This window comes from Roseateles albus (assembly GCF_028595345.1).
Classification (GTDB): Bacteria; Pseudomonadota; Gammaproteobacteria; order Burkholderiales; family Burkholderiaceae_C; genus Paucibacter_A; species Paucibacter_A albus.
The window spans coordinates 88,375-111,755 of record NZ_JAQQXT010000015.1 but is presented as its reverse complement, the minus strand read 5'-3'; the positions used below and the strand labels follow the sequence as shown (position 1 = coordinate 111,755).

Below are 23,381 nucleotides of genomic sequence, written 5' to 3'. Positions count from 1 at the left end.
ACGGCCCTGCTTGAGCCTTGCCCACGCTGATGGCTCAGCCCATCGCTCAACGAGTCATTCGCACCGGGCTGACCTGGGGCAAATAGAACAAAACATCCCAGTTGCGCCCCAGTTGTCCCTGCGGCAGCGTTTGGTAGTCAATGCTCCATTGCGGCATAACAAGTGGTCCTTGCGTGGCCGGCAAGATCATCAGGCTGCTTTTTCCTGCCATGGCCACCAAGTCGGACTCCAAGCTAACGGGCAACACTGCCGGTAGCTTCAATGGTCGCAGATCGCCAAAATCAAGCACCGCACCGGTGCCCGCTGTGAACTGCACCACTTTGTAAGCCGCACCCCAGTGCCTGGACATCACCTCTCCTGCGTGCAACTGCGCCGGACTGCGTTGGAAACCTTTGGCCACATGGATGGTGTGCGCCCAAATCACCGCCTTCTTGCCCGGATATCGGTGCTCCATCAACCAGATGGCGTTATCTCCCATCTGGTTGTCGCGCTGGTAGTCCCGCCCTTCACTCCAGACGCTGCTGGCCTGAGCTTGCAGGCTTTTGACTACTTGGCACCACCACTCGGCCGAATCCAGCCCGGCTTGTGCTTGAGCCGGCCCGCACAAATTTGCACGCAAGGCCAGAGCCTGCCGCTCGAAAGCAAGCCGCGCTGCCGGCTCGGGGCTTTGACGCTGCATCGCCAACAAAGCCGGCAGCGGCGCGGCGAACTCCGACCAGGCCTGACCCTCGGCCAGGTCGGAGCCACGTTGACGCAAAAAGGCCCGCAGACGCGGCAGCATCTCGGCTTGGCTGAGCCCGCCGCTGTGCTGGCTGTCTATGCCGGCCAAGCGAAGGGGTGCAGCCTCGCTCTGCTGCGCGTCCACATAGCGCAGCATCTCGCGGCCCTCGGCCGAATTGGCGTACATAAAGAACACATTGCCGGGCGCCATCGCGTCAAGCTTTTCGCCGGCGGCCATACGCTGGGTCAGGCGGGCGATGTCGTAAAAGCCACTCTCCAGCAGCAAGACCTCGAAACCAAGCTTCTCGTGCAGGAACTCCAGCAGCCGAAGTTTGAGCCGAAACTCTTCGCTGGCGCCATGGGTTTGCTCGCCTAGCGCAACGATACGGGCCTGGCCGATAGCGTCGGCAAAGGGCGCCAGGTCACGGTAATCGTCCGGCTCTGTGCTTGCTTCCGATGGCCATGCGGCCAAGGGCCAGATTTTGAGCCCGGCAAGGCCCGTTGCCGGCGACGCGTCATTGGGCATGGCCGCTGCGCTCGTGATCGCCGCTGCCAAAGGCATCGCCAAGGCAAGGGCCGCGCAACGACACGCCCAGCCCCTGCGACCACCGTCAGCGCGGAGCCCGATTCCACCCGTCATTGCCATCACCCCATATAAACACCAGTGCAATACCAGTTTAGATGAGGAAAACAGCAGCCCAAACGAAAAAAGGAGGCACCGAGGTGCCTCCTTTTTGCCAGTCAGGGTCGGATCAGAAAGATCAGACCGACTTGCGGCGACGTGCGACGAAGCCAACTGCACCCAAACCAGCCAACAGCAGGGCGTAGGTTGTTGGCTCAGGAACCGGAGCGGTCATTGCTTCGATAACGCCACCGTAAGAGCCACCCAAGCTGCCAATTGCCTTGCCGGAAATATTCAAGGTGTAATGTCCAGCAGTCAAACCCGTGAAGCCAAATTCAGCCGTAGGGTCAGTGTCAAGCGCGCTGCCGACAATCGATCCACCTGACAGGGTCACCACAACGTTAGACAAACCAAAGCTGCCTTTCGAGCTAAATGTCACCGAGCCGAAGGTTTCGCCGGGATTGACCAAGTCGAACACGTAGTTGTCGCTGAAAGTTGCACCCACCAAAAAGGTGTTGCCAATGTTGGTAGTTTTGTTGTCAATAGCACCCAGATTTCCTGGGCCAACAGCGCTAGCAGCAAACGAAGCAGCGAACAGAGCGGCGGCGATAACAGAAGACTTGAAGTTCATGGTGTTCCCTAATTTCAATGAAGTGCTTGGAGAGTCAATCCACCGAAGTCACTTCTCGATGGCATGGGTTGAACTGTAGGGAAGCTCGGTCATTTGGACACTCCCCGGACTCGGGGGGAGCGCCGTGCATAGTTCACGGAAAAACAAGCAGTACCGGTCAAAACCTGAGTTCTTTGAAAAAACCCAAGCCAGAAGACCTGTCCAAGACCACAAAAAGCGCATCAATGCGCCTGATCCCAGTTCGCGCCTACTCCCACCTCGGCCAGCAGCGGCACCTTCAGATGGGCTACGCCGGCCATCAAGCGCGGCACCTCCAGCTTGACCCAGTCCAGCTCGGCCTCGGGCACCTCGAACACCAGTTCGTCATGCACCTGCATGACGATGCGGGTCGATTTGCCCTCCTTGTCGAGTGCTGCCTGCACCGCAATCATCGCCAGCTTGATCAAATCGGCCGCCGTGCCCTGCATAGGCGCATTGATGGCCTGCCGCTCCGCGCCGGTGCGCCTTGGGCCATTGCCGCTGTTGATCTCGGGCAGCCATAGGCGCCGGCCAAACACGGTCTCGACATAACCCTTGGCCTTGGCTGACTCGCGGGTGCTGTCCATGTAGTGCTTGACGCCGGCAAAGCGATTGAAATACAGGTCGATATAGTCTCGCGCCGCCTTGGTATCGATGCCCAGGCTGGTCGCCAGACCGAAGGCACCCATGCCATAGATCAGGCCAAAATTGATGGTCTTGGCATAACGGCGCTGCTCGGTCGTCACCTCCGCCAAGGGTGTGTTGAAGACCTCGGAAGCGGTTGCCTTGTGCACGTCCACGCCCTCGCCAAAGGCGCGCAAGAGGCCCGGGTCTTCGCTGATATGGGCCATGATGCGCAGCTCGATCTGCGAGTAGTCGGCGCTGACAATCAGGTGGCCCGGCGGCGCCACAAAGGCTTCGCGCACGCGCCTGCCCTCGGCCGTGCGGATGGGGATGTTCTGCAGATTCGGCTCGTTGCTCGACAAGCGCCCGGTCACCGCCACCGCCTGCGCATAGTTGGTGTGCACGCGGCCGGTGGCCGGGTTGATCATCAAGGGCAGCTTGTCGGTGTAAGTGCTTTTGAGCTTGGCCAGGCCGCGCGTCTCCAAGATCTTGGCCGGCAACGGGTAGTCCAGCGAGAGCTTTTCCAGCACCTCTTCATCGGTGCTGGGTGCGCCGGTGGCGGTCTTTTTGACCACCGGCAGGCCCAGCTTGGTGAACAGGATTTCGCCGATCTGCTTGGGGCTGCCGAGGTTGAAGGGCTGGCCGGCGATGTCGTAAGCCTCTTGCTCCAGCGCCAACAGGCGCTGCCCCAGTTCATGGCTTTGCGCCTGCAAGAGCGGCGCGTCAATCAGCACTCCGATGCGCTCGATGCGGGCCAGCAAAGCGCTGGTGGGCATTTCGATCTCGCGATAGACGCGAGTCAATCCCGCATCGGCCTCGATCTGCGGCCAGAGCTGCTGATGCAGCGCCACGCACATCTCCGAATCTTCACCTGAGTACTGCGCGGCGCGGGCCACATCGACCTGCGCGAACGGGATCTGATGCACGCCCTTGCCGCACAGATCTTCATAGCTGAGACCGGCACGGCCGAGGTGGCGCTCGCCCAAGGCACCGAGTCCATGGGTCTTATGCGCCTCCAGCACATAGCTCTGCAACATGGTGTCATGCTGAACGCCGCGTAGCGCAATGCCGTGGTTGGCAAACACATGGGTGTCGTACTTGAGGTTTTGCCCGAGCTTCGGCGCGGCCGCATCTTCCAGCCAGGGCTTGAGCTTGGCCAAGACCTCATCGATCGAGAGTTGGACGGGTGCGTCCGGGCCATCATGGCGCAGCGGAATATACGCAGCCTCGCCGGCCTTGACGGCAAAGGAGATGCCGACGATCTTGGCCCGCATCGGGTCGAGCGAATCGGTCTCGGTATCCACCGCCGCCAGCGGCGCGGCCTTCAGCTTGGCCAACCATTGATCAAACAGCGTCCAGTCGAGGATGGTGTCGTAATGACGCGGCGAATCGTCCTGCGCAGCCGCAGCTGCGGTCGCTGAGGCAGGCTCGGCAAACATGTCCTCGCTGACAGGTGCCGCCACCTTGCCGCCGAGCTCCTTCAGCCAAGTCTTGAACCCGTTGCGCTGGTAAAAATCCTGCAATCCGGCCTGATCGACCGGCCGCAGCGCCAGCGCTTCCAAGCTCGGCCACTGCGGCACATGACCGTTCAGATCGCAGTCCTGCACGACGGTGACCAGCTTGCGCGCCGTCGGCAGCCAATCCAGCGCCTTGCGCAGGTTTTCGCCGGCGGCGCCCTTGATCTTGTCGGCGCTGGCAATCACACCGTCGAGTGAGCCATATTCGGCAATCCACTTGGCCGCCGTCTTGGGGCCGACCTTCTCGACACCGGGCACGTTGTCGACCGTGTCACCCATCAAGGTCAGGTAGTCGATGATGCGGTCCGGAGGCACGCCGAACTTGGCTTGAACGCCGGCGATATCCAAAGACTCATTGCTCATCGTATTGATCAGCGTCACATCGGCGGTCACCAATTGCGCCAAGTCCTTGTCACCGGTTGACACCACCACCGCATGACCGGCCGCTGCCGCCACGCGGGCCAGCGTGCCGATGGCGTCATCGGCCTCGATGCCGGGCACTTCCAGAATCGGCCAACCCAATAGCGCCACCACCTCGTGAATCGGTGCGATCTGCTCGCGCAAAGCGTCGGGCATCGGTGCGCGCTGCGCCTTGTATTCCGGGTACCAGGCGTCACGGAAGGTCGGGCCCTTGGCGTCAAAGACACAGACCGCATGTTCGGCGCCGATTTGCTCGCGCAGGCGCTTCATCATCGCCACCATGCCGTGCACGGCTCCGGTGGGCACACCGCCCGGGCCGCGCAGGTCGGGCATGGCGTGATAGGCACGGTAGAGATAGCTGGAACCGTCGACCAGCAACATGATGGGTTTGCTCATGGCCGGCATTGTCGTGCAGCAATCAGCGCAGCCAGCCCCTGCACATAGAATAGACGCATGTCACGCACCCTCCTCACCCCTCTCCTGGCCCTGTCGTTGGTGGCTTTCGTCAGCCCGGCAGCCTTTGCGGCCGACAAGGCCGAGGCCACGGCGCCAGCAAGCGCCCAGCCCGTGGCCGACGCCAAGGTGGTCGAGACAGTGATCGAGGACGACAACACCCGCATCGAAGAGTTGCGCGTGCGCGGCCAGACCCAAAAGGTCACGGTCCAGCCCAAGAACAGCAAATTACCCAGCTACGAAATCATCATGGGCGACGCCAGTCGTGACCTCTCGCCCGGCGCCGGCACCACGCGCGCTGCAGCCGGGCGGCGCGTGTGGAGCGTGCTGAGTTTCTGATCCCGTCGGTGGCCTTTTGGCCCGCCGTCTTGCTGCCTCTTAAGCGTTGATATGGCCGTATTCACCGAAGTCACCCTGGGCGAGGCGCAAGCCCTCGCCGCTCGCCTGAATCTGGGTTCAGTGCAAAACCTGCGCGGCATCACGGCCGGCATCGAGAACACCAACTACTTTTTAAGCACCGACGCTGGCGAGTTCGTCTTGACCGTCTTCGAGCGCCTGAGTTTCGAGCAACTGCCGTTTTATCTGCATCTGATGAAACATCTAGCCCAGCGCGGGCTGGCCGTGCCGGACCCGCAGGCCGATGAGGATGGGCGGATTCTGTTCGAATTGCAGGGCAAACCAGCAGCCGTCGTCAACAAGTTGCGCGGCGGCCATCAGCTGGCTCCCGACATCTTCCATTGCGAGCAGGTCGGCGCCGAGCTGGCGCGCATGCATCTGGCGGCGCAGGATTTCCCTCTGCATCAAGAAAATCTGCGGGCTTTAAGTTGGTGGAGCGAGACGGTGCCGGTGGTGCTGCCGTTTTTAAGCCCGACGCAGGCCGAGCTGCTCAGCGCCGAACTGGCGTTTCAGCAGAACCTGGCCGCCTCGGCCAGCTTTGCCGAGCTGCCACGCGGGCCCATTCACGCTGATTTGTTCAGAGATAACGTCATGTTCGAAGGCCTACCCGGCCGCGAGCGCCTGAGCGGCTGTTTTGATTTCTATTTCGCCGGCGTCGACAGCTGGTTGTTTGACCTCGCCATCTGTCTGAACGACTGGTGCATCGATCATGCCAACGGCCGCCTCGACGAAGCCCGCGCCGAGGCCTTTGTGCGCGCCTATGAGTCGGTGCGGCCTATGAGCGGCGTTGAACACCGCTTGCTGCCGGCGATGCTGCGCGCCGCCGCCCTGCGCTTTTGGCTCTCGCGCCTGTGGGACGTTCATCTGCCGCGTGACGCCGCCCTGCTCAAGCCCCATGACCCCGGGCATTTTGAGCGCGTGCTGCGTGAGCGCATTGCGCGCCCTTGGCACGCATTAACTTCTTTGTGAGCACCCCGATTTGAACTCCTCCTCGCCCATGCTGCTGCATCTGCAAACCGTGCCTGCCCGCAATGGCCTGCTGTGGATCCGCCACGGCTTGAAGGTCTTCAGGCGCAAGCCGCTGGCGATGGCGGGCTTGCTGTCCGTTTTCCTCTTCATCGCTTTTGCGCTATTGCTGCTGCCGGGCGTGGGCATCATGCTCTTGCTGATGGCGATGCCCATCCTGTCGCTGGGCTTTATGCTGGCCACCCATCTGGTTTTGCAAGACCAACTCCCGACCGCAGCCGTCTTCGCAGCACCGCTGAAACTGACGCCGCAGCGGCGCAACAGCCAGTTGCTACTGGGTGCCTGCTACGCCCTGGCCACCATCGCCATCGGCCTGCTGTCCGAGTGGATAGACAGTGGCAGCTTCGAGGCCTTGCAACGCTTGGTGCTTGAGAACGCTTCAGCCGACAAGGTAGCCGCTGCCGCTGCCGACCCGCGCCTGTTCTGGGGAGCCGTCACGCGCCTGAGCTTGGCCGCCTTGCTGTCGGTGCCCTTCTGGCATGCACCAGCACTGATTCACTGGGGCGGCCAAGGTGTGCTGCAAGCGCTGTTCTCCAGCACGCTGGGGATTTGGCGCAACCGCGCCGCCTTTGCCTATAACGGCCTGCTCTGGGCCGCTTTGGTGATAGGGGTGGGCGTAGCCGCCAGCCTGCTCTCAGCCCTGTTGGGCCTGGGGCAGATGCTGCCCTTGTTGGTGATGCCGCTGGGCCTGTTGATGACCACGGTCTTCTACGCCTCGCTCTACTTCACCTTCATCGATTGCTTTATGTTCGGCGCGCCCAAGGACATCCTGACGGAAAAAAACTGAGGCACTTGCCTCAGTTTTGTTTGCCGCTTGGCTCACTGCGCGCGGCTCACTGCGTTTGGATCCCTACGTTTGGCTCACTGAGCCGCGCGATTCTTGCGAGCCAGTCCTGGCGTGACCTGATCGGCGAGTTTCAAATTGCTTTGCAGCAGGTCCACCGCATCACCCAGGATGTGGGCGGCTTCGTCCAACAAGACGTCGCGGGTGTCTTTGCGGGCCTTCTCGGCCGCCAACTCATCCGCCAAGCTGCGCTCATTGGCCTGCAAACCGTCATCCTGAGCGGCCAGTTTGGCAGCGGCCTGCTCGGCCTTGGTCGTCTTTTTATCGCCCTTGCCCTTGTCGGCCAGGCGAGCAGCTTCGCGCTCCTTGGTCTTGAGCGCACGGGCATCCCGCTCGGCACGGCGCTCGACCTCATTCAGCGACACCATCTTGACCTTGCGCTGGACGTTGAAATCCTTGATGTCTTCCAGCAAGAGCTGGTAGTCGCGGTCCTTGGCAACGCGGCTCTCATGGCGGATCTGCAACAGCGGCAGCAACTCCTTCATATCGCCCAGCACCTGGTAATTCGCCGGTTTGATCTGCACCCAAGGCAGAGCATTGTCATAGCTCGACTCGCCAAAGCTCTCATTGTCTGAAAAGCTCGCCAGCCCAATATCGGGGCTCACACCGCGCAGTTGCGTGGTGCCGCCATTCACACGAAAGAACTGCGCCACCGTCATCTTCAGCTCACCGTACTTGGGCTTGTCGGCACCGGGCAGCCGAGCGGAACGGTCCATCTTGTCCAGATTGACCATGGTCTGCACGGTACCCTTGCCGAAGCTGGATTCACCCAGAATGATGCCGCGACCATAATCTTGAATCGCAGCGGCAAAAATCTCCGAGGCCGAGGCCGAGCCGCGGTTGATCAAGACCGCCAGCGGGCCGTCCCAAGCCACCGCCGCGCCGCGCTCGCTTTCTACCCGCACATCGCCGGATGAATTGCGCTGCTGCACGACCGGGCCCGGCCCAATGAAAAGGCTGGTCAGCTCCACCGCCTCGGCCAGCGAGCCGCCGCCGTTATCACGCAGATCGATCATCACGCCGTCGACCTTCTCCTTTTTCAGCTCGGCCAGCAAACGCGCCACGTCACGAGTGACGCTCTTGAAGTCTTTATCGCCCCGGGCGCGGGCCTCAAAGTCTTGATAGAAGGTCGGCAGCGTGATCACACCGATGCGGCGCGTTGTCGAAGCTTGCTTGATGTCCATGATGGACTTCTTGGCCGACTGCTGCTCCATCGATATCTTGTTGCGCACCAAGGACAGGGTCTGGGTCTTGCCATCCGGGCCTGCAGCGGCCGGCAAAACATTGAGCACCACGACGGTGTCCTTTTTGCCCCGAATCAAGTCCACCGCGTCATCCAAACGCCATCCGATCACGTCAACCGGGCTTGAGTCCGCACCTTGGCCGACGCCGACAATGCGGTCGCCCACCTTGAGTTTGCCGGAGCGCGCAGCCGGCCCGCCGGGCACCAGTTCGCGGATCGTGATCAGTTCATCACGCTCTTGCAAAACCGCACCGATGCCAACCAAGGACAAACGCATCGAGATATCAAAGGCCTCGCTCGCCCGGGGGCCTAAGTAATTGGTATGCGGCTCGACCGAAGTCGCGTAGGCATTCATGAAAAGCTGGAACACGTCCTCGCTCTTCAATTTATTCATCCGAGAGAGCGAATTGTCATAGCGCTTGGCCAGCGTGGTCTTGATGACTTTGTCCGTGGTGCCCGCCAGCTTCAGGCGCAGCCAGTCGTTCTTAACGCGCTGGCGCCAAAGATCGCGCATCTCGCTCTCGGTCTTGACCCAGGGCTCCTTCTCGCGTGAGAAGCGATAACTTTCCTTGTCGGTGAAGTCAAAGCTGCCGTCGAGCAACTCGCGCGCATAAATCATGCGCTCCTGCGCGCGCTTTTGGTAGAGATTGAACATCGCAAACGGCGTGGCAAGGTCTTGCGTGCCAATCGCGTCATCCATCTTGGTGCGCGCTGCAGCAAATTGATCGATATCCGATTGCAAGAAGAACAGCTTTTCGGGGTCCAGTGACTTCAGATAGCGATCAAAAATCTTCTCCGACATCGCGTCGTCCAAGGGCTGGGCCTTGTAGTGATGGCGAGTCAGGATTTGTGCCGACATCGTGGCGGCCAGACCTTGCTGAGGCAGGGGCTTGAGCAGCGCCGGCGCTTCGGGCGCCGCTGCCAGGCTGGAGAGAGCCAGGCCCAGGGAGATCAAGAACACAAAAGACTTCTTCTTCATTCAGCAACTCCAAAATTCATCATCGCCACTTGCTCCTGGGCAAGGTCGCTACAGGCATTGGGATCAGCTTAACCGATCGGCATTAGGCCAGGATTAACCGGGTGCTTGTGCTTGTACTTCGGCCCAGCTCAGCCCAGCACTTCGCCGGCCAAATGCTCATCCAACAAGGCAAAACACAGATTCACACAGAAACAGTCATCGTCATGACATACACGGCCCCTACATTGCGGGCTTGCGTCAGCGGAGGGTTTGCCCATGGGTAGATCCAAGGCCCGACGCCTTTCATCAGCTTGAAGCCAAGCAATTTTTTTCTTTCATCTGCAGCACCTATGTCGACACCTACTCAACCCTCCCGCCGCCAAGCCCTGAAGTTTTTGGGTCTGCCCATGATGCTGCCTTTGAGCGGCGTCGGTGCCGCAAGCCTGTTGAGCGCCTGCGGCGGTGGTGATGACGAGCCGATCGTGAACATGCTGTCCGCGACCTTCAACCCCATGGCTGCGCCTAGCCTGAGCAATGCAGCCGCTATGGCGACCACCAGCGTGGGCTCCACGCTGGAAGTCGCACTCAGCAACAACAGCACCCAAACCTTCAAATTGGCCTATGCGCCCTTCTTTTTGACCGGCGATCAAGTGCCCGATGGCGCAGGCAAGACCGTGCTCGCCGGCGCCTACTTTGACATCAACAACAAGCCCATCATCGACAGTACCGTCGCCGGCAAAGAGCGCCAGTTCTTCTCCGACTCGCCGGACGGCACCTCGCTCCTGAGCCTGCCAAACCCGACCGTCCCCGGCATCAAGGGCAAGGCCGTTTTTGCGGTCGTGCAGTTCGAATACACAACCTGGGCGGCGGACGGCAAGACCGATATGTACGGCAAGCTGCCTTCACCGATTGCCGTGTTGACGCTGGATCAAGACCAGGCAACCGGCAAGCTGAGTTTGGTGAAATATTCCAATGTCGACACCTCCTCGGCACATGGCCTCTGGATCACCTGCGGCTCCAGCCTTTCTCCATGGGGCACCCACCTGTCCAGCGAAGAGTACGAGCCGGACGCTTTCAGCATCGCCTCCAACTCGATGTTCAAGGCCTTCAGCAAGAACTTGTTCGGCGATGAAACCAAGGCCAACCCCTATCACTACGGTCACATGCCCGAAGTGACGGTCAACCCAGACGGCACCGGCTCGATCAAGAAACACTACTGCCTGGGCCGCATCTCGCATGAGCTGATCGAAATGATGCCCGACAAGCGCACCGCGCTGATGGGCGATGACGCCACCAATGGCGGTTTCTTCATGTTTGTGGCTGACAAAGAAGCCGATCTGTCGGCCGGCTCACTCTATGTGGCCAAGGTCGGCACCGGCTTCTCGATTGACACCGCTGCAGCGGGTGCGGCGCTCAGCTGGATCAAGCTCGGCTCGGCCACCAGCGCCGAGATTCAAAAGCTGGCCGACACATTGAAACCGACCGACATCATGGAAGTCGCCACGGCCGACCCCAAGGACACCAGCTTCAGCAAGATCTACTTCGGCGGCAAGGTCCAGTGGATCAAGGTCAAGCCAGGTATGGACAAGGCGGCTGCCTTTTTGGAAACACATCGCTACGCCGCGCTCAAGGGCGGCAGCATGGGCTTCACCAAGATGGAAGGCACGACCGTCAACATCAAGGACAAAATCGCCTACTCGGCCTTGCAGAATATGCAAAGCTCGATGGTCAAGGGCCATGCGGCCAACAACCCCGAATACGGCATCGTGATCGACAAGGCCGTCAATGCAGGCGCCGTGCTGGCCCATACACTGAGCGCCGGTCAGAAGGACGCCGCAGGCACGGCCATTAACAGCGAATGGGTACCTTCATTGACCAAGGCATTGCTGGTGGGCGAGGACATTGCCGCCGACGCTTTGGGCAATCTGGCCAACCCCGACAAGATCGGCGCGCCGGACAACCTGAAGTTCTCCGAAAAGCTGCGCACCTTGTTCATCGGTGAAGACAGCGGCTACCACGTCAACAACTTTGTCTGGGCCTACAACGTCGACACCAAAAAGCTGTCTCGTCTGGTCTCTATGCCTTCTGGCGCCGAAGCCACTGGCCTGGGCGTGGTGGACGACCTGAATGGCTGGACCTACATCACCAGCAACTTCCAGCATCCTGGGGACTGGAACGCCAGCCTGCACGGCAAGGTGCAAGCCACGCTGGACCCCTTGGTGCGAGCCAACTACAAAGACCGCTTCAGCGCCGCTGTTGGTTACCTGACGGCCGAGGCGACCAGCATCAAGCTGAACAAGCTTTAAGGCGTCAATTAAGGCCTCAAGAGGCTTTTTGAAAGCAAGCAGGCCCTGGTCGCGCAAAGCGGCCAGGGCCTGCTGCCATATCAGGGTCAAACCTCATCGTGCACTGGGCTTGCGGCGTTAGACTGGTCGGCAAACCTTCGCAGAGGAATCGCCATGAGCCCAGCACCTGCGCGCGCCAAGCCCGCCCGCCAAGCCCAGGCAGCACAGCGCCTGGTCATCCTGGTCGCCACGCGCAAAGGCGCTTGGCTGTTCTTTGGTGACGCCGATCGCAAGCGCTGGACGGCGGATGGCCCGCATTTCCTCGGCCACAACATCAGCCATCTGCAGATGGACCCGCGCGACGGCCGTACGCTCTTGGCGGCGGCCAAGACCGGCCACCTTGGGCCTACGATCTTCCGCTCCACCGACTTGGGGCTTCACTGGCGAGAGGCACAGCAGCCGCCGGCCTTCGCGCAGCCCGGCGCGCCAGACACGGATCTGCCCGCCCGCTCGGTCGACCATACGTTTTGGCTCAGCCCGGGTCACGCCAGCGAGACCGGCACTTGGTACGCAGGCACCTCACCGCAAGGCCTTTTCCGCTCTGAGGACGGTGGCGTCAGCTGGACGCCGCTGCCTGGCGTCAATGACAACCCGCAACTGCGTGCCTGGATGGGCACGGTCCAAGACGGTACGCCCGATGGCCCCAAGCTGCATTCCATCATCATCGACCCGCGTGACCCCGCGCATCTGTGCTTCGGCATGTCCGGCGGCGGTGTTCACGAATCGCGCGACGGTGGGCAAACCTGGACCACGCTGATCAAGGGCATGCAAGTAGTCGGAGGCTTGGATCCCACAGAGGTCAGCTTCCACGATCCACATTGCCTGCGCCTTTGCCCCAGCAATCCCAATCGGTTCTACCAGCAAAACCACTGCGGCATCTATCGGCTGGACCGCACGGGCGAACCTGCTAACGATGTATGGGAACGCATAGGAGAAAAGATGCCCGAGAGCGTCGGCGATATCGGCTTCCCCATGGTTGTGCATCCGCGCGACGCTGACACTGCATGGGTTTTTCCGATGGACGGCAGTGACGTCTGGCCACGTACTGCCCCGGACGGGCGGCCGGCCGCCTACATCACCCGCGACGCCGGCAACAGCTGGCAACGACTCGATCAGGGCCTGCCCCAAACCCAAGCCTGGTGGACGCTGAAGCGACAAGCGATGACGGCCGACACGCAGGCGGTCCCGGCCCTGTACTTGGGCACGACCAGCGGCGAGCTGTGGATTGGCCATGAGGAAGGCCGCAGCTGGGCCAACATCGCCCGCCACCTGCCGGAGATCTACGCGGTAGAAGTCGCTGTCTTGCCGTGATTCAAGCGTGAAGGTCCTCCTGCCGAGCGCCCTGCGTTCGTATACCGGTGAAGTGCAGATCACGGCGGGCGGAGCCTCGCTGAACGAGCTGTTCGCCGAGTTAGAGCGCCGCTATCCCGGCCTGCGTTTTCGCGTCATCGATGAGCAGAACCAGCTGAGGCCAAATATGCGCATCTTCGTCAACGGCCTGGGCGTACGCGACCTCAGCCATGTCTTGGGACCGGATGATTTTGTCGCCATCGTCTTGGCGCTCAGCGGCGGCTAAGCGTCTATTGGCGTCAGCTTGGCTACGCTCAGCGCCAACCACTTCATGCCATGCCGCCCGAAGTTGACCTGCGCGCGCGCGTCGGCACCGCTGCCTTCCAGCGTTAGCAGCACGCCCTCGCCGAACTTGGTGTGGAAGACGCCCTTGCCAACCTTCAGCCCGCCATGCTCCGCATCTTCCTTCTTCTTCATCGCCGCTGGCACGGCGGGCTCGGCCCAAGCGGCCTTGTCGTGATTGACACGGCCCGCGCCGACCATGGACTTCAAGCCCGAGCCGCGCTCCCAGGCGCTTTGGTATTCCTTGGCAAAGCCGGAACCAAAGGCCTGGCGCGGCGGCGTCAGCCACTTCAGAGCGCTCTCAGGTAACTCGTCAAAGAAGCGGCTCTTGACGTTGTAGCGGGTCTGGCCGTGCAGCATGCGCGTCTGGCTGAAGCACAGATACAGGCGCTGGCGCGCCCGTGTGATCGCCACATACATCAGCCGGCGCTCTTCCTCCAACCCGTCGGCGTCCGAAGCCGAGTTCTCATGCGGGAACAGGCCCTCTTCCAGGCCGGTGATGAAGACCGCATCGAACTCCAGGCCCTTGCTGGAATGCACCGTCATCAGCTGCACCGCGTCTTGGCCGGCTTGCGCCTGGTTGTCGCCGGCCTCCAGCGAGGCGTGCGTCAAGAAGGCGGCCAGCGGCGACATGATTTCGCCCGTTTCGGCATCGGGCGTGAAGTTGGCGGGCGCCACGGCAACTGGAAAACCGTCCGAGATGGCGCCAGGCGCCAGCTCGTCCACCGGCAGCGCGACCGCGTCCTTACCAAAACCCTCTTGCGTGACGAAGGCCTCGGCGGCGTTGATCAATTCGCCCAAGTTCTCCAGCCGGTCGGCGCCGTCTTTGTCATTGCGATAGAACTCGGACAGACCGGATATTTCCAGGATCTGTTCGATGATCTCGCGCAGGGTCAGGCCTTGCGTCAGATTGCGGGTCGAATCGATCAGTTGCGTGAAAGCCTGCAAATTGCTGCCCGCCTTGCCGGTCACCGCACCGACGCTTTGGTAAAGGCTACGGCCCGACACCCTCGCCGCGTCCTGCAGCAACTCGATCGCGCGCGCGCCGATGCCGCGGGTAGGGAAATTGACCACGCGCAAAAAACTGGTGTCGTCATTGGCGTTTTCGAGCAGGCGCAGATAAGACAGCGCATGTTTGACTTCGGCGCGCTCGAAGAAGCGCAGGCCGCCGTAAACGCGGTAAGGAATGCCGGCATTGAAAAGCGCCGATTCGATCACCCGTGACTGCGCATTGCTGCGGTAGAGCACGGCAATCTCCTTGCGGTCCACGCCTTGGCGGTGCAAGGCCTGCGCCTCCTCGATCAGCCATTGCGCCTCGGCAAAGTCGCTCGCCGCCTCGTACACGCGCACCGGCTCGCCGGGGCCAGCGTCGGTGCGCAAGGTCTTGCCCAGGCGCTTGCTGTTGCGGCTGATCAACTCATTGGCAGAGTCGAGGATGTTGGAGAAGCTGCGGTAGTTCTGCTCCAGCTTGATGACTTTTTTGACCCGGTACTCGCGCTCGAAATCGGCCATATTGCCGACCCGCGCACCGCGAAAAGCGTAGATGCTTTGGTCATCGTCGCCGACCGCGATCACGCCCTGGCCACGGCCCGGTGGCGCGAACATCTTCAGCCACGCGTATTGCAGCTTGTTGGTGTCCTGGAACTCGTCCACCAGCAAATGCTGGAAGCGCCGTTGGTAATGTTCGCGGATGGCCAGATTGCCCTTCATCAGCTCATAGGAGCGCAGCATCAGCTCCGCAAAGTCGACCACGCCCTCGCGCTGGCATTGGTCTTCATAGGCCTGGTAGATCGCGATCAGCGTTTTCGTCTGCTCATCGATCGGTTCAATATCACCGGGGCGCTTGGCATCCTCCTTGGCGCCGGCAATGAACCAGCCGACCTGCTTGGGCACAAAGCGCTCCTCGTCCAGCTTCATCGCGCGTATCACCCGCTTGATAGCGGAGACGGTGTCGGCGCTGTCGAGAATCTGAAAGCCCTGCGGCAGACCCGCTAACTTCCAATGTGCACGCAAGAAGCGGTTGCACAGACCGTGGAAAGTGCCAATCCACATGCCGCGCACATTGACCGGCAGCATCGCAGTCAATCTCGTCAGCATCTCTTTCGAGGCCTTGTTGGTGAAGGTCACCGCCATCACGCCGGCGGGCGTCACTTGGCCGGTCTGCATCAGCCAGGCGATGCGGGTGGTCAGCACCCGGGTCTTGCCCGAGCCGGCGCCGGCCAGAATCAAGCAGGGCTCGGCCGGGGCGGTGACGGCCGCATATTGCTCGGGGTTGAGGTTCTTCAGCAGGCCGGTGGCGTCAACAGCAGCAACAGGTGCATCAGGAGCGGCGAAGAAATCGTCTTGCGGGGGCAGGTTCATTGGGGCATTTTAGAGAGGCCCGCGTGAAATCGAATTTACGGCATGATGCGGGTCGCCATGAATGACTCCAACCTTCCCTGCCCCTGCGGCCTACCGTCCAGCTACGGGCAATGCTGCGGACTCATCCACCAGCACTTTGCGGCCACCGGCAAGTTGACCGCCGCCGATGCCGAAGCGCTGATGCGCTCACGTTACAGCGCCTATGTGCTGGACCTGCTGGACTATTTGCTGGCGACTTGGCACCCGAGCAGCCGACCCAGCACATTGACGCCGAACGAGCCGGGTTTGAAATGGCTGGGCCTGCAAGTAAAAAAGCATGTCCGGCAAGATGCCGAACATGCTTTGGTGGAATTCGTGGCCCGCAGCAAGCTGGGGGCGCGGGCCTACCGGATGAGCGAGATCAGCCGGTTTGAACGAGTGGATGGCGCCTGGCTCTATCTCGACGGAGAGATTGGCTGATCAGGCGAATTCCTGGCGCACCAGCATGGTGTTCATTTCGCGCAAGGCCCACAGCAGCGCCGCACTTGCTGCCAAGCAAGCCAGCCCAAGCATCACAGGCGAGCCCGCCACCCAAGGCAGCACCGGCAGCGAAAACAGAATCAGCGCCAGCAGGCCCAAGCTCAGGCGGCGCGCCCACTCCAAGCGGCGGAGCAGCCCCTGACCTGACGCAATCGACGCAGCCGAGGCCAGCACCAACAGCGCCTGGCCAGCCATCAACCACCAGCCAAGACCGGCAACTGCAAAGCCACTCGTATGGCCGAACAAATAGCCGCTCAAACCCAGGCCAAATAAGCCCAGCAGCATCAAGGCCCAAGCCACGGTGCTGACCAAGGGCGAGCGATATCCAACACGGAAGGTTATAGGCATGATGACGACTCCAGATGCTTGGCAATACTTTGTTCAAACGCTTCATTCACACACAGCTGAGATGATGCGCGTGGCGTGTGACAGCATTCTTTCGGTGCTGCCCCATACGCGCCATACCCCCTGAATGGGGTATCGGTCATATCTGTGTGAAATCGCACCTTCATAGGGCAGCCCCAGCCCGGACCGGCAATATTCACCATCAGCCATGTTGCAAATCATCTACATCGACGAACACCTCGTCGCCATCAACAAGCCGGCCGGCCTGCTCGTCCACCGCACGGCGCTGGACGCTCACGAGCAGCAATTCGCGCTGCAGATGCTGCGCGATCAGTTGGGGCGGCAGGTCTGGCCGGCCCACCGGCTAGACAAAGGCACCTCGGGGCTGCTGCTGTTTGCACTCGATGCGCAAACCGCCTCGCTGCTGGGCCAGACCTTCGAGCAAGGCCGGGCGCACAAACGCTACCGAGCCTTGGTGCGAGGCTGGCCAGCCGAGAGCGGCGTGATCGAGCACCCGCTCGCTCGCGACCCGGAGCTGCCCTCAGCCGGCCAAACCATGTTGAGCGCACGCACCGATTGGCGTTGCCTTGAGCAGATCGAATGGCCGTTCAGCGTCGAAGGACGCTTTGCCAGCAGCCGCTACGCCTTGGTCGAGGCATGCCCGCTGACAGGCCGGCGCCACCAGATCCGCCGCCACCTCAAGCACATCGCTCACCCCATCATCGGCGACACCACCCATGGCAAGGGCGCGCACAACCGCGCCGTGGCAGCTCATCTGGGCCTGAACCGCCTGTGGTTGCATGGGCTGGAGCTACGGATCGCGCACCCCGTCAGCGGCGCGCCGCTGCTGCTACACGCACCGCTGGGCGAGGAATGGCAATTGCTCAAAAATCCTTAGCCGACAATGGGACCATGATCCCATCACCGACCTCACCCCAAACATGAACCGCGGCATCGTTTATGCCGCCCTCGCCTATCTGGCCTGGGGTTTGTTCCCGCTCTACTTCAAGCAGATCGCCCAAGTGCCGTCGCTGGAGGTGGTCATGCATCGCACGCTGTGGTGTCTGGTCTTTATGCTGGGGATCCTGGCTTTCATGAAACGCTGGGCCTGGTTGGGCGAACTGCGCCGAACTCCAAAGGTGCTGGCCGCCTTCATGCTGTCGGCCTTGCTTTTGTCGGTGAACTGGGTCGTCTATGTCTGGGCCGTGCAAACCGACCATGTGCTGGACGCCAGCCTGGGTTACTTCATCAACCCGCTGGTCAATGTGGCGCTGGGTTATGTGTTTTTGCATGAGAGGCCGCGCCGGCTGCAATGGGCCGCTGTCGCCATGGCCGCTGCCGGCGTCTTGTGGCTGACGCTGCAAACCGGCCGCCTGCCCTGGGTGGCGCTGGTGTTGGCGATCAGCTTTGGCTTTTACGGCCTGCTGCGAAAAATCGCCAAGCTCGGCGCCTTGGAGGGGCTGACGCTGGAAACCCTGATGCTGACGCCGATCGCGCTGGCCGCTTTGGCTTGGTGGACCTGGACGGGTCAGAGTGCCATTTCGGCGGCCGTCAACCAAGGCGAAGTCGCGACGATGGGCTGGCTGCTCTTTGCCGGTCCGCTGACCGCCATACCGCTCCTGCTGTTCGCGGCAGGCGCCCGCCGCATTCCGATGGCGACGCTGGGCCTGCTGCAATACATCTCGCCCTCGCTGCAGTTCATGCTGGGCGTGTGGCTGTACCACGAGCCCATGCAGCCATCGCGGCTGCTCGGCTTTGCCCTGATCTGGTCCGCGCTGTTGATTTACAGCCTGGAAGGCTGGTGGGTCAGCCGGCGCATGACCCAGGCTTAAAACCTCAACTGGGCAAACGCATCATGTAATCGAACGCGCCCAGTGCCGCCTTCGCCCCGTCACCAGTCGCGATGATGATTTGCTTAAAGGGCACCGTCGTCGCGTCGCCCGCTGCGAACACGCCGGGCAGCGAGGTCTGGCCCTTGGGGTCGACAATGATTTCGCCATGCTTGCTCAGCTCGACCACGCCCTTCAGCCACTCGGTATTGGGCACCAGGCCGATCTGCACGAACACGCCCTCCAGCTCGATGTGCTTGGCCTCGCCGCTGACCCGGTCGGTGTAGCTCAGGCCGTTCAACTTGCCGGCCGCGCCGGTGAACTCGGTCGTTTGGGCGTTCACATGAATCGCCACGTTAGCCAAACTCTTGAGCTTGTTGACCAGCACCGCGTCGGCACGCAAGGCCTCACCAAACTCGATCAGAGTGACCTCTGCAACGATGCCGGCCAGATCGATCGCCGCCTCGACACCGGAATTGCCGCCGCCAATCACCGCCACGCGTTTACCCTTGAACAGCGGGCCGTCGCAATGCGGGCAATAGGCAACGCCCTTGTTCTTGTATTCCTCTTCGCCGGGCACGCCGACATGGCGCCAGCGCGCGCCGGTCGACAGGATCACCGACTTTGCCTTCAGCGCGCCGCCGTTGGCTAGTTTAATCTCGATCAGGCCGCCCGGCGTAGTCGCTGGGATCAGCGCTTCGGCGCGTTGCAAATTCATGATCTCGACGTCGTACTCCTTGACATGCGCTTCCAGCGCGGCGGAGAATTTCGGCCCGTCGGTTTCCAGCACCGAAACATAGTTCTCGATCGTCATCGTGTCATTGACCTGACCGCCGAAGCGCTCAGCGGCGATGCCGGTGCGAATACCCTTGCGAGCGGCGTACACGGCTGCGGCAGCGCCGGCCGGGCCGCCACCAACGATCAGCATGTCGAAAGGCGCCTTCTCGCTCAGCTTGGCCGCATCGCGGGCCGCCGCACCGGTGTCTAGCTTGGCGACGATCTCTTCTACGCTCATCTTGCCGGCGCCGAACACCGCGCCGTTCAAGTAAATGCTGGGCACTGCCATGATTTCGCGCTCATTGACCTCGTCCTGGAACAGGCCGCCGTCGATCACCACGGTCTTGATCTTGGGGTTCAGCACCGCCATCAAGCTAAGTGCCTGCACCACGTCCGGGCAGTTGTGGCAGGTCAAGGACATATAGACCTCGAAGCTGAATTCACCGTCCAGACCCTTGATCTGCGCAATCGTCTCGTCCGACACCTTGGGCGGGTGGCCGCCAACCCACAGCAGCGCCAGCACCAGGGAGGTGAACTCATGGCCGAGCGGAATGGCGGCAAAGCGCAACTTCATGTCCGAGCCGATGCGATTCAGGCTGAAGGACGGGCGGCGCGCATCCTGGCCGTCGGTCTTCAGTGTGATCTTGTCGGACATGGCCGCAATCTCTTGCAGCAGGTCCAAAAGCTCGGCCGACTCGGGCCGCTGATCCAAGCTGACTTCGATTTCAAACGGCAGCGTGACGCGCTCGAGGTAGGCGTGGAGCTGGGTCTTCAGATGGCTGTCCAACATGGCGGTTCTCCTTGGGGTTTAGGCGTGACTAGGCTAAGTCACATTGAAAACACCCTGGTCGAGGCCGGGACGCTTTCAGCGTGGCTTGAAGTCCAAGCGTTGCGCTGAGGGAAGTGCAAGCCCTCCCGGGCCTGCAACTTCGACAAACATCGAATCTAAGCCGACTTAATCAGTTGGGGCCAGAGCTTGCCGAGTACAGCAAGGTCTAGCCCGCAAGCCATTAGATTTTGCCAACCAGATCCAGCGAAGGAGCGATGGTCTTCGAACCTTCGTTCCACTTGGCTGGGCAAACCTGGCCTGGATTGGCGGCCGTGTAACGGGCGGCCTTCAGCTTGCGCAGAGTTTCCTTAACGTCACGAGCGATTTCGTTTGAGTGCACTTCGGCGGTCTTGATGATGCCGTCTGGGTTGATCACGAAGGTGCCGCGCAGAGCCAGACCTTCTTCTTCGATGTGCACGCCGAAGGCGCGGGTCAGCTTGTGTGTTGGGTCACCGACCAATGGGAACTTGGCCTTGCCTACAGCAGGCGAAGTCTCGTGCCAGACCTTGTGCGAGAAATGCGTGTCGGTCGTGATGATGTAGACCTCGGCATCTGCCTTTTGGAATTCGGCGTAGTTCTCGGCGGCGTCTTCCACTTCAGTTGGGCAGTTGAAGGTGAAGGCCGCTGGCATGAAGATCAGCACCGACCATTTGCCCTTCAGCGACTCATCGCTGACGGTGATGAACTTGCCGTTGTGAAAGGCTTCGGTCTTGAAGGGCTGGACTTGGGTATTGATCAGGGACATGACGGGTTCCTTTGGGTTGAAAAACAAAACTAACGAACGAAAGACACGGTAAAAAACTTGCAGTGCCTGAATCATAAGAGCAAGAGCTTGCCCGCAGTTTTGATAAATCAAATCACCGTCATTGCCTGAGCCTATTGGCTCAGGCTATTCAACCAGCACCCGCGATAGCCATAAAACCGTCACAGTGCTTCCAGCACCAGCAGTTCTTCCACCGTCTGGCGGCGACGAATCAGGCGCTCGCTGCCGCCGTCAACCATGACTTCGGCCACCAGGGGGCGGCTGTTGTAATTGCTGGACATCGAAGCACCATAGGCCCCGGTGTCATGGATCAGCAGCAAATCTCCAACCCGGGCCTGCGGCAATTCACGCGGCTCCACCACCCCGCCCTCGCCTTGCGTGAACACATCGCCCGACTCGCACAAAGGCCCGGCCACCACGGTGGCTAGCAGCGGGCGCGGCTCGGCATCTGCAGGGATCAAGCTCATCGCGTGATAGCTGCCATACATGGCCGGCCGCATCAGCTCGCTGAACCCTGAATCCACCATCACAAAGTGATTGCGGCCCGCGTTCTTGCTGGCTCGCACCTCGGTGATCAGCACGCCGGACTCGGCAACCAGAAAGCGACCCGGCTCAATCTCCAGCCCGATGGCATGGCCGAGCAAGGCCTCGGCCTGCTTGCGGGCGGCATCCCAGAGGCCGAAGTAATGCTGGGTGTCGACGCTGGCGTCACCGGCGCGGTAAGGCGTCGACAGGCCGCCTCCGCTGGAGATCGCCTGCAAATCATGACCGGCTTCATGGGCCTGCTTGACGAAACCCACCATCGCGCCGCAAACCTCGGACAGGTGCCCATAGTCAACGCCGGAGCCAATATGCATATGCAGGCCCACCAGCTTCAGGCCATGCTGGCGCACCGCAGCCAAGGCATTCAGCAACTCGGTGTGCCAGATGCCATGCTTGCTGTGCTCGCCGCCGGTATTGGTCTTGTTGCTGTGGCCATGGCCAAAACCGGGGTTGATGCGCAGCCAGACCGGGTGGCCGGGCGAGACCGCCCCCAGCTGATGCAGCATGTCGATCGAACCGGCATTGACCGGAACACGGTGTTGAACCACGGTGGCCAGCGTCGCGTGGTCAAACAGATCAGCGGTGAAGACAATTTCTGACAGCTCCCCTCCGGCAACAAAACCAGCGGCTAAGGCACGCATGATTTCGCCGCGCGACACCGCATCGACCTTGACGCCCTGCTCCCGCATCAGGCGCAGGATATGGGTGTTGGAGCAAGCCTTCTGGGCAAAACGAATCGTGTCAAAAGCGGCCAAGGCCTTGATCCGCGCACGGATGGTGGCGGCGTCGTAAACCCACAGCGGTGTGCCGAAGCTGGCGGCCAGCGATTGGATACGGGCGGGAGTCAAGGTGGCGGCAGGCATGGGGCTGATTCCTACAAGATGGACGAGAACAAAGAATGCACTCAGCATGCCAGCGTCTTATCATTCGTACAAATGCTTTTTATTCTTAGCTCTATTCATATCTGATATGGTTTGACATGGCAGCAGCCCTGACCCACCGACACATCGAAGTCTTCCGCGCCGTCATGACGGCCGGCAGCGTGACCGAGGCCGCCGCCCTCTTGCACAGCTCCCAGCCCACCGTGAGTCGCGAACTGGCACGGCTGGAGTTTTTGCTCGGCTATGCCCTGTTCGAGCGCCTGCGCGGCCGCCTCAAACCGAATGCCCGCGCCCTGAGCTTGTTCGACGAAGTGCAGCGCAGCTACCAAAGCCTGGACCATATCGCTGGCCGTGCGCATGCTTTGGGCCGTGCCGAGCAGGCGGTGCGCTTAAGCGTGCTGTGCCTGCCTGCGCTCAGCCATGCCTTGCTGCCGGGCGCCTGTGCCGATTTCATGGCCCAGCACAGTGGCCTGCAGCTAACTGTCACGCCGCAGGAGTCGCCGCTACTCGAAGAATGGATGAGCGCCCAACGCTTTGACCTGGGCTTGACCGAGCAGGTTCACCAAGCGCCGGCCGGCACCCAGTTGCTGCCGTTGCTGGCGATGGACGAGGTCTGCATCTTGCCGGCCGGTCATGCGCTGCTGGCCAAGACGGTGTTGACGCCGGCAGATTTTGAGGGTTTGGACTTCGTCAGCCTGTCCGCCGACGACCCCTACCGGGCCCAGCTCGACGCGATATTTGCGCAGCAAGGTGTGAGCCGGCGTCTGCGCATGGAAGCGCATAGCGCAGTGGCCGTGTGCGCAATGGTCAGTGCCGGATTGGGCTTGGCCATTGTCAACCCCTTGACCGCTTTGGCACTGGCCGGGCCGCAGCTGCATCTGAGGCCGTTCAGCGTGTCGGTGCCCTTCAAAGTGGCGGCCTTACTGCCGCTGCACAGGCCTGCTCAGCCGCTGGTGGGCGAGTTGATTGAATGCCTAAAGCGAGAAACTGAAAATCTGCAAACTCGCTTTACTGCCGCTGCAAACTAGGTGCACTCTATGCGCGCATAAGCCGAATGGTTGTGCCAACGCTCTCATCGCTGCGCG

At 61.4% G+C, this 23,381-nt stretch carries 19 protein-coding genes; 10 read left to right on the top strand and 9 right to left on the bottom strand.

Annotated elements, in window-relative coordinates; translation table 11 throughout:
* Positions 1 to 46 precede the first annotated feature (46 nt).
* The 3 genes from PRZ03_RS20315 to polA form a co-directional block, all read right to left on the bottom strand.
* Positions 47 to 1,246, bottom strand: a complete 1,200-nt coding sequence (locus tag PRZ03_RS20315; protein WP_273602009.1) for an erythromycin esterase family protein — start codon at positions 1,244 to 1,246, stop codon at positions 47 to 49.
* A 235-nt stretch (positions 1,247 to 1,481) separates the two neighbouring features.
* Positions 1,482 to 1,973: an FxDxF family PEP-CTERM protein gene (locus PRZ03_RS20310; RefSeq protein WP_273602008.1), complete on the bottom strand. Its 492-nt coding sequence runs from the start codon at positions 1,971 to 1,973 to the stop codon at positions 1,482 to 1,484.
* A 221-nt stretch (positions 1,974 to 2,194) separates the two neighbouring features.
* Positions 2,195 to 4,957: a DNA polymerase I gene (gene polA, locus PRZ03_RS20305; RefSeq protein WP_273602007.1), complete on the bottom strand. Its 2,763-nt coding sequence runs from the start codon at positions 4,955 to 4,957 to the stop codon at positions 2,195 to 2,197.
* Positions 4,958 to 5,005: 48 nt separating this feature from the next.
* Here polA and PRZ03_RS20300 point away from each other — a divergent pair, with 48 nt between their 5' ends.
* Genes PRZ03_RS20300 through PRZ03_RS20290 form a run of 3 tightly spaced genes read left to right on the top strand, consistent with a single transcriptional unit; the run spans position 5,006 to position 7,214 of the window.
* On the top strand, positions 5,006 to 5,344 hold the full coding sequence (locus PRZ03_RS20300; RefSeq protein ID WP_273602006.1) for a hypothetical protein: 339 nt from the start codon (positions 5,006 to 5,008) through the stop codon (positions 5,342 to 5,344).
* Between the two features lie 51 nt (positions 5,345 to 5,395).
* Positions 5,396 to 6,370: a homoserine kinase gene (locus PRZ03_RS20295; protein ID WP_273602005.1), complete on the top strand. Its 975-nt coding sequence runs from the start codon at positions 5,396 to 5,398 to the stop codon at positions 6,368 to 6,370.
* Between the two features lie 10 nt (positions 6,371 to 6,380).
* Entirely contained in the window at positions 6,381 to 7,214 is an 834-nt protein-coding gene (locus PRZ03_RS20290) for a BPSS1780 family membrane protein (protein WP_273602004.1), read from the top strand.
* A 74-nt stretch (positions 7,215 to 7,288) separates the two neighbouring features.
* On the opposite strand, the gene PRZ03_RS20285 is transcribed toward PRZ03_RS20290, so the two are convergent.
* Entirely contained in the window at positions 7,289 to 9,493 is a 2,205-nt protein-coding gene (locus tag PRZ03_RS20285; protein ID WP_273602003.1) for a carboxy terminal-processing peptidase, read from the bottom strand.
* A 329-nt stretch (positions 9,494 to 9,822) separates the two neighbouring features.
* Between PRZ03_RS20285 and PRZ03_RS20280 the strand changes: the two genes are divergently transcribed.
* From PRZ03_RS20280 to PRZ03_RS20270, 3 genes are all read left to right on the top strand, one after another.
* A complete protein-coding gene (locus tag PRZ03_RS20280) occupies positions 9,823 to 11,778 on the top strand; it encodes a PhoX family protein (protein ID WP_273602002.1) in 1,956 nt (651 codons plus the stop codon).
* A 153-nt stretch (positions 11,779 to 11,931) separates the two neighbouring features.
* The gene (locus PRZ03_RS20275; protein WP_273602001.1) at positions 11,932 to 13,128 is read left to right on the top strand and encodes a beta propeller repeat protein; all 1,197 of its coding nucleotides are present in this window, start codon (positions 11,932 to 11,934) and stop codon (positions 13,126 to 13,128) included.
* A gap of 7 nt (positions 13,129 to 13,135) precedes the next feature.
* Complete coding sequence (locus PRZ03_RS20270) at positions 13,136 to 13,393, top strand: MoaD/ThiS family protein (RefSeq protein WP_273602000.1); 258 nt, start codon at positions 13,136 to 13,138, stop codon at positions 13,391 to 13,393.
* On the opposite strand, the gene PRZ03_RS20265 is transcribed toward PRZ03_RS20270, so the two are convergent.
* Positions 13,390 to 15,810 carry a UvrD-helicase domain-containing protein gene (locus tag PRZ03_RS20265; protein ID WP_273601999.1) on the bottom strand — a complete coding sequence of 807 codons (2,421 nt, stop codon included), beginning with the start codon at positions 15,808 to 15,810 and terminating at the stop codon, positions 13,390 to 13,392. The genes PRZ03_RS20270 and PRZ03_RS20265 overlap by 4 nt on opposite strands.
* A gap of 57 nt (positions 15,811 to 15,867) precedes the next feature.
* On the opposite strand from PRZ03_RS20265, the gene PRZ03_RS20260 reads away from it, so the two are divergent.
* A complete protein-coding gene (locus tag PRZ03_RS20260; protein WP_273601998.1) occupies positions 15,868 to 16,269 on the top strand; it encodes a YchJ family protein in 402 nt (133 codons plus the stop codon).
* Here PRZ03_RS20260 and PRZ03_RS20255 read toward each other — a convergent pair whose 3' ends face one another.
* A complete protein-coding gene (locus PRZ03_RS20255) occupies positions 16,270 to 16,677 on the bottom strand; it encodes a hypothetical protein (RefSeq protein WP_273601997.1) in 408 nt (135 codons plus the stop codon).
* Between the two features lie 205 nt (positions 16,678 to 16,882).
* On the opposite strand from PRZ03_RS20255, the gene PRZ03_RS20250 reads away from it, so the two are divergent.
* Both PRZ03_RS20250 and rarD read left to right on the top strand, forming a co-directional pair.
* A complete protein-coding gene (locus tag PRZ03_RS20250; RefSeq protein WP_273601996.1) occupies positions 16,883 to 17,572 on the top strand; it encodes a pseudouridine synthase in 690 nt (229 codons plus the stop codon).
* 43 nt (positions 17,573 to 17,615) lie between these two features.
* Positions 17,616 to 18,506: an EamA family transporter RarD gene (gene rarD / locus PRZ03_RS20245; protein WP_273601995.1), complete on the top strand. Its 891-nt coding sequence runs from the start codon at positions 17,616 to 17,618 to the stop codon at positions 18,504 to 18,506.
* 4 nt (positions 18,507 to 18,510) lie between these two features.
* Here the strand turns inward: rarD and ahpF are convergent, their stop codons facing one another.
* The 3 genes from ahpF to lysA form a co-directional block, all read right to left on the bottom strand.
* Positions 18,511 to 20,070, bottom strand: coding sequence for an alkyl hydroperoxide reductase subunit F (gene ahpF, locus PRZ03_RS20240; protein WP_273601994.1), 1,560 nt, complete (start codon positions 20,068 to 20,070; stop codon positions 18,511 to 18,513).
* 220 nt (positions 20,071 to 20,290) lie between these two features.
* Positions 20,291 to 20,854, bottom strand: coding sequence for an alkyl hydroperoxide reductase subunit C (gene ahpC, locus PRZ03_RS20235; RefSeq protein WP_273601993.1), 564 nt, complete (start codon positions 20,852 to 20,854; stop codon positions 20,291 to 20,293).
* 179 nt (positions 20,855 to 21,033) lie between these two features.
* Positions 21,034 to 22,278, bottom strand: coding sequence for a diaminopimelate decarboxylase (gene lysA / locus PRZ03_RS20230; RefSeq protein WP_273601992.1), 1,245 nt, complete (start codon positions 22,276 to 22,278; stop codon positions 21,034 to 21,036).
* Positions 22,279 to 22,394: 116 nt separating this feature from the next.
* Between lysA and PRZ03_RS20225 the strand changes: the two genes are divergently transcribed.
* Positions 22,395 to 23,324 (top strand): LysR family transcriptional regulator, encoded by a 930-nt coding sequence (locus tag PRZ03_RS20225; protein WP_273601991.1) that lies wholly within the window; start codon positions 22,395 to 22,397, stop codon positions 23,322 to 23,324.
* Positions 23,325 to 23,381: the final 57 nt, after the last annotated feature.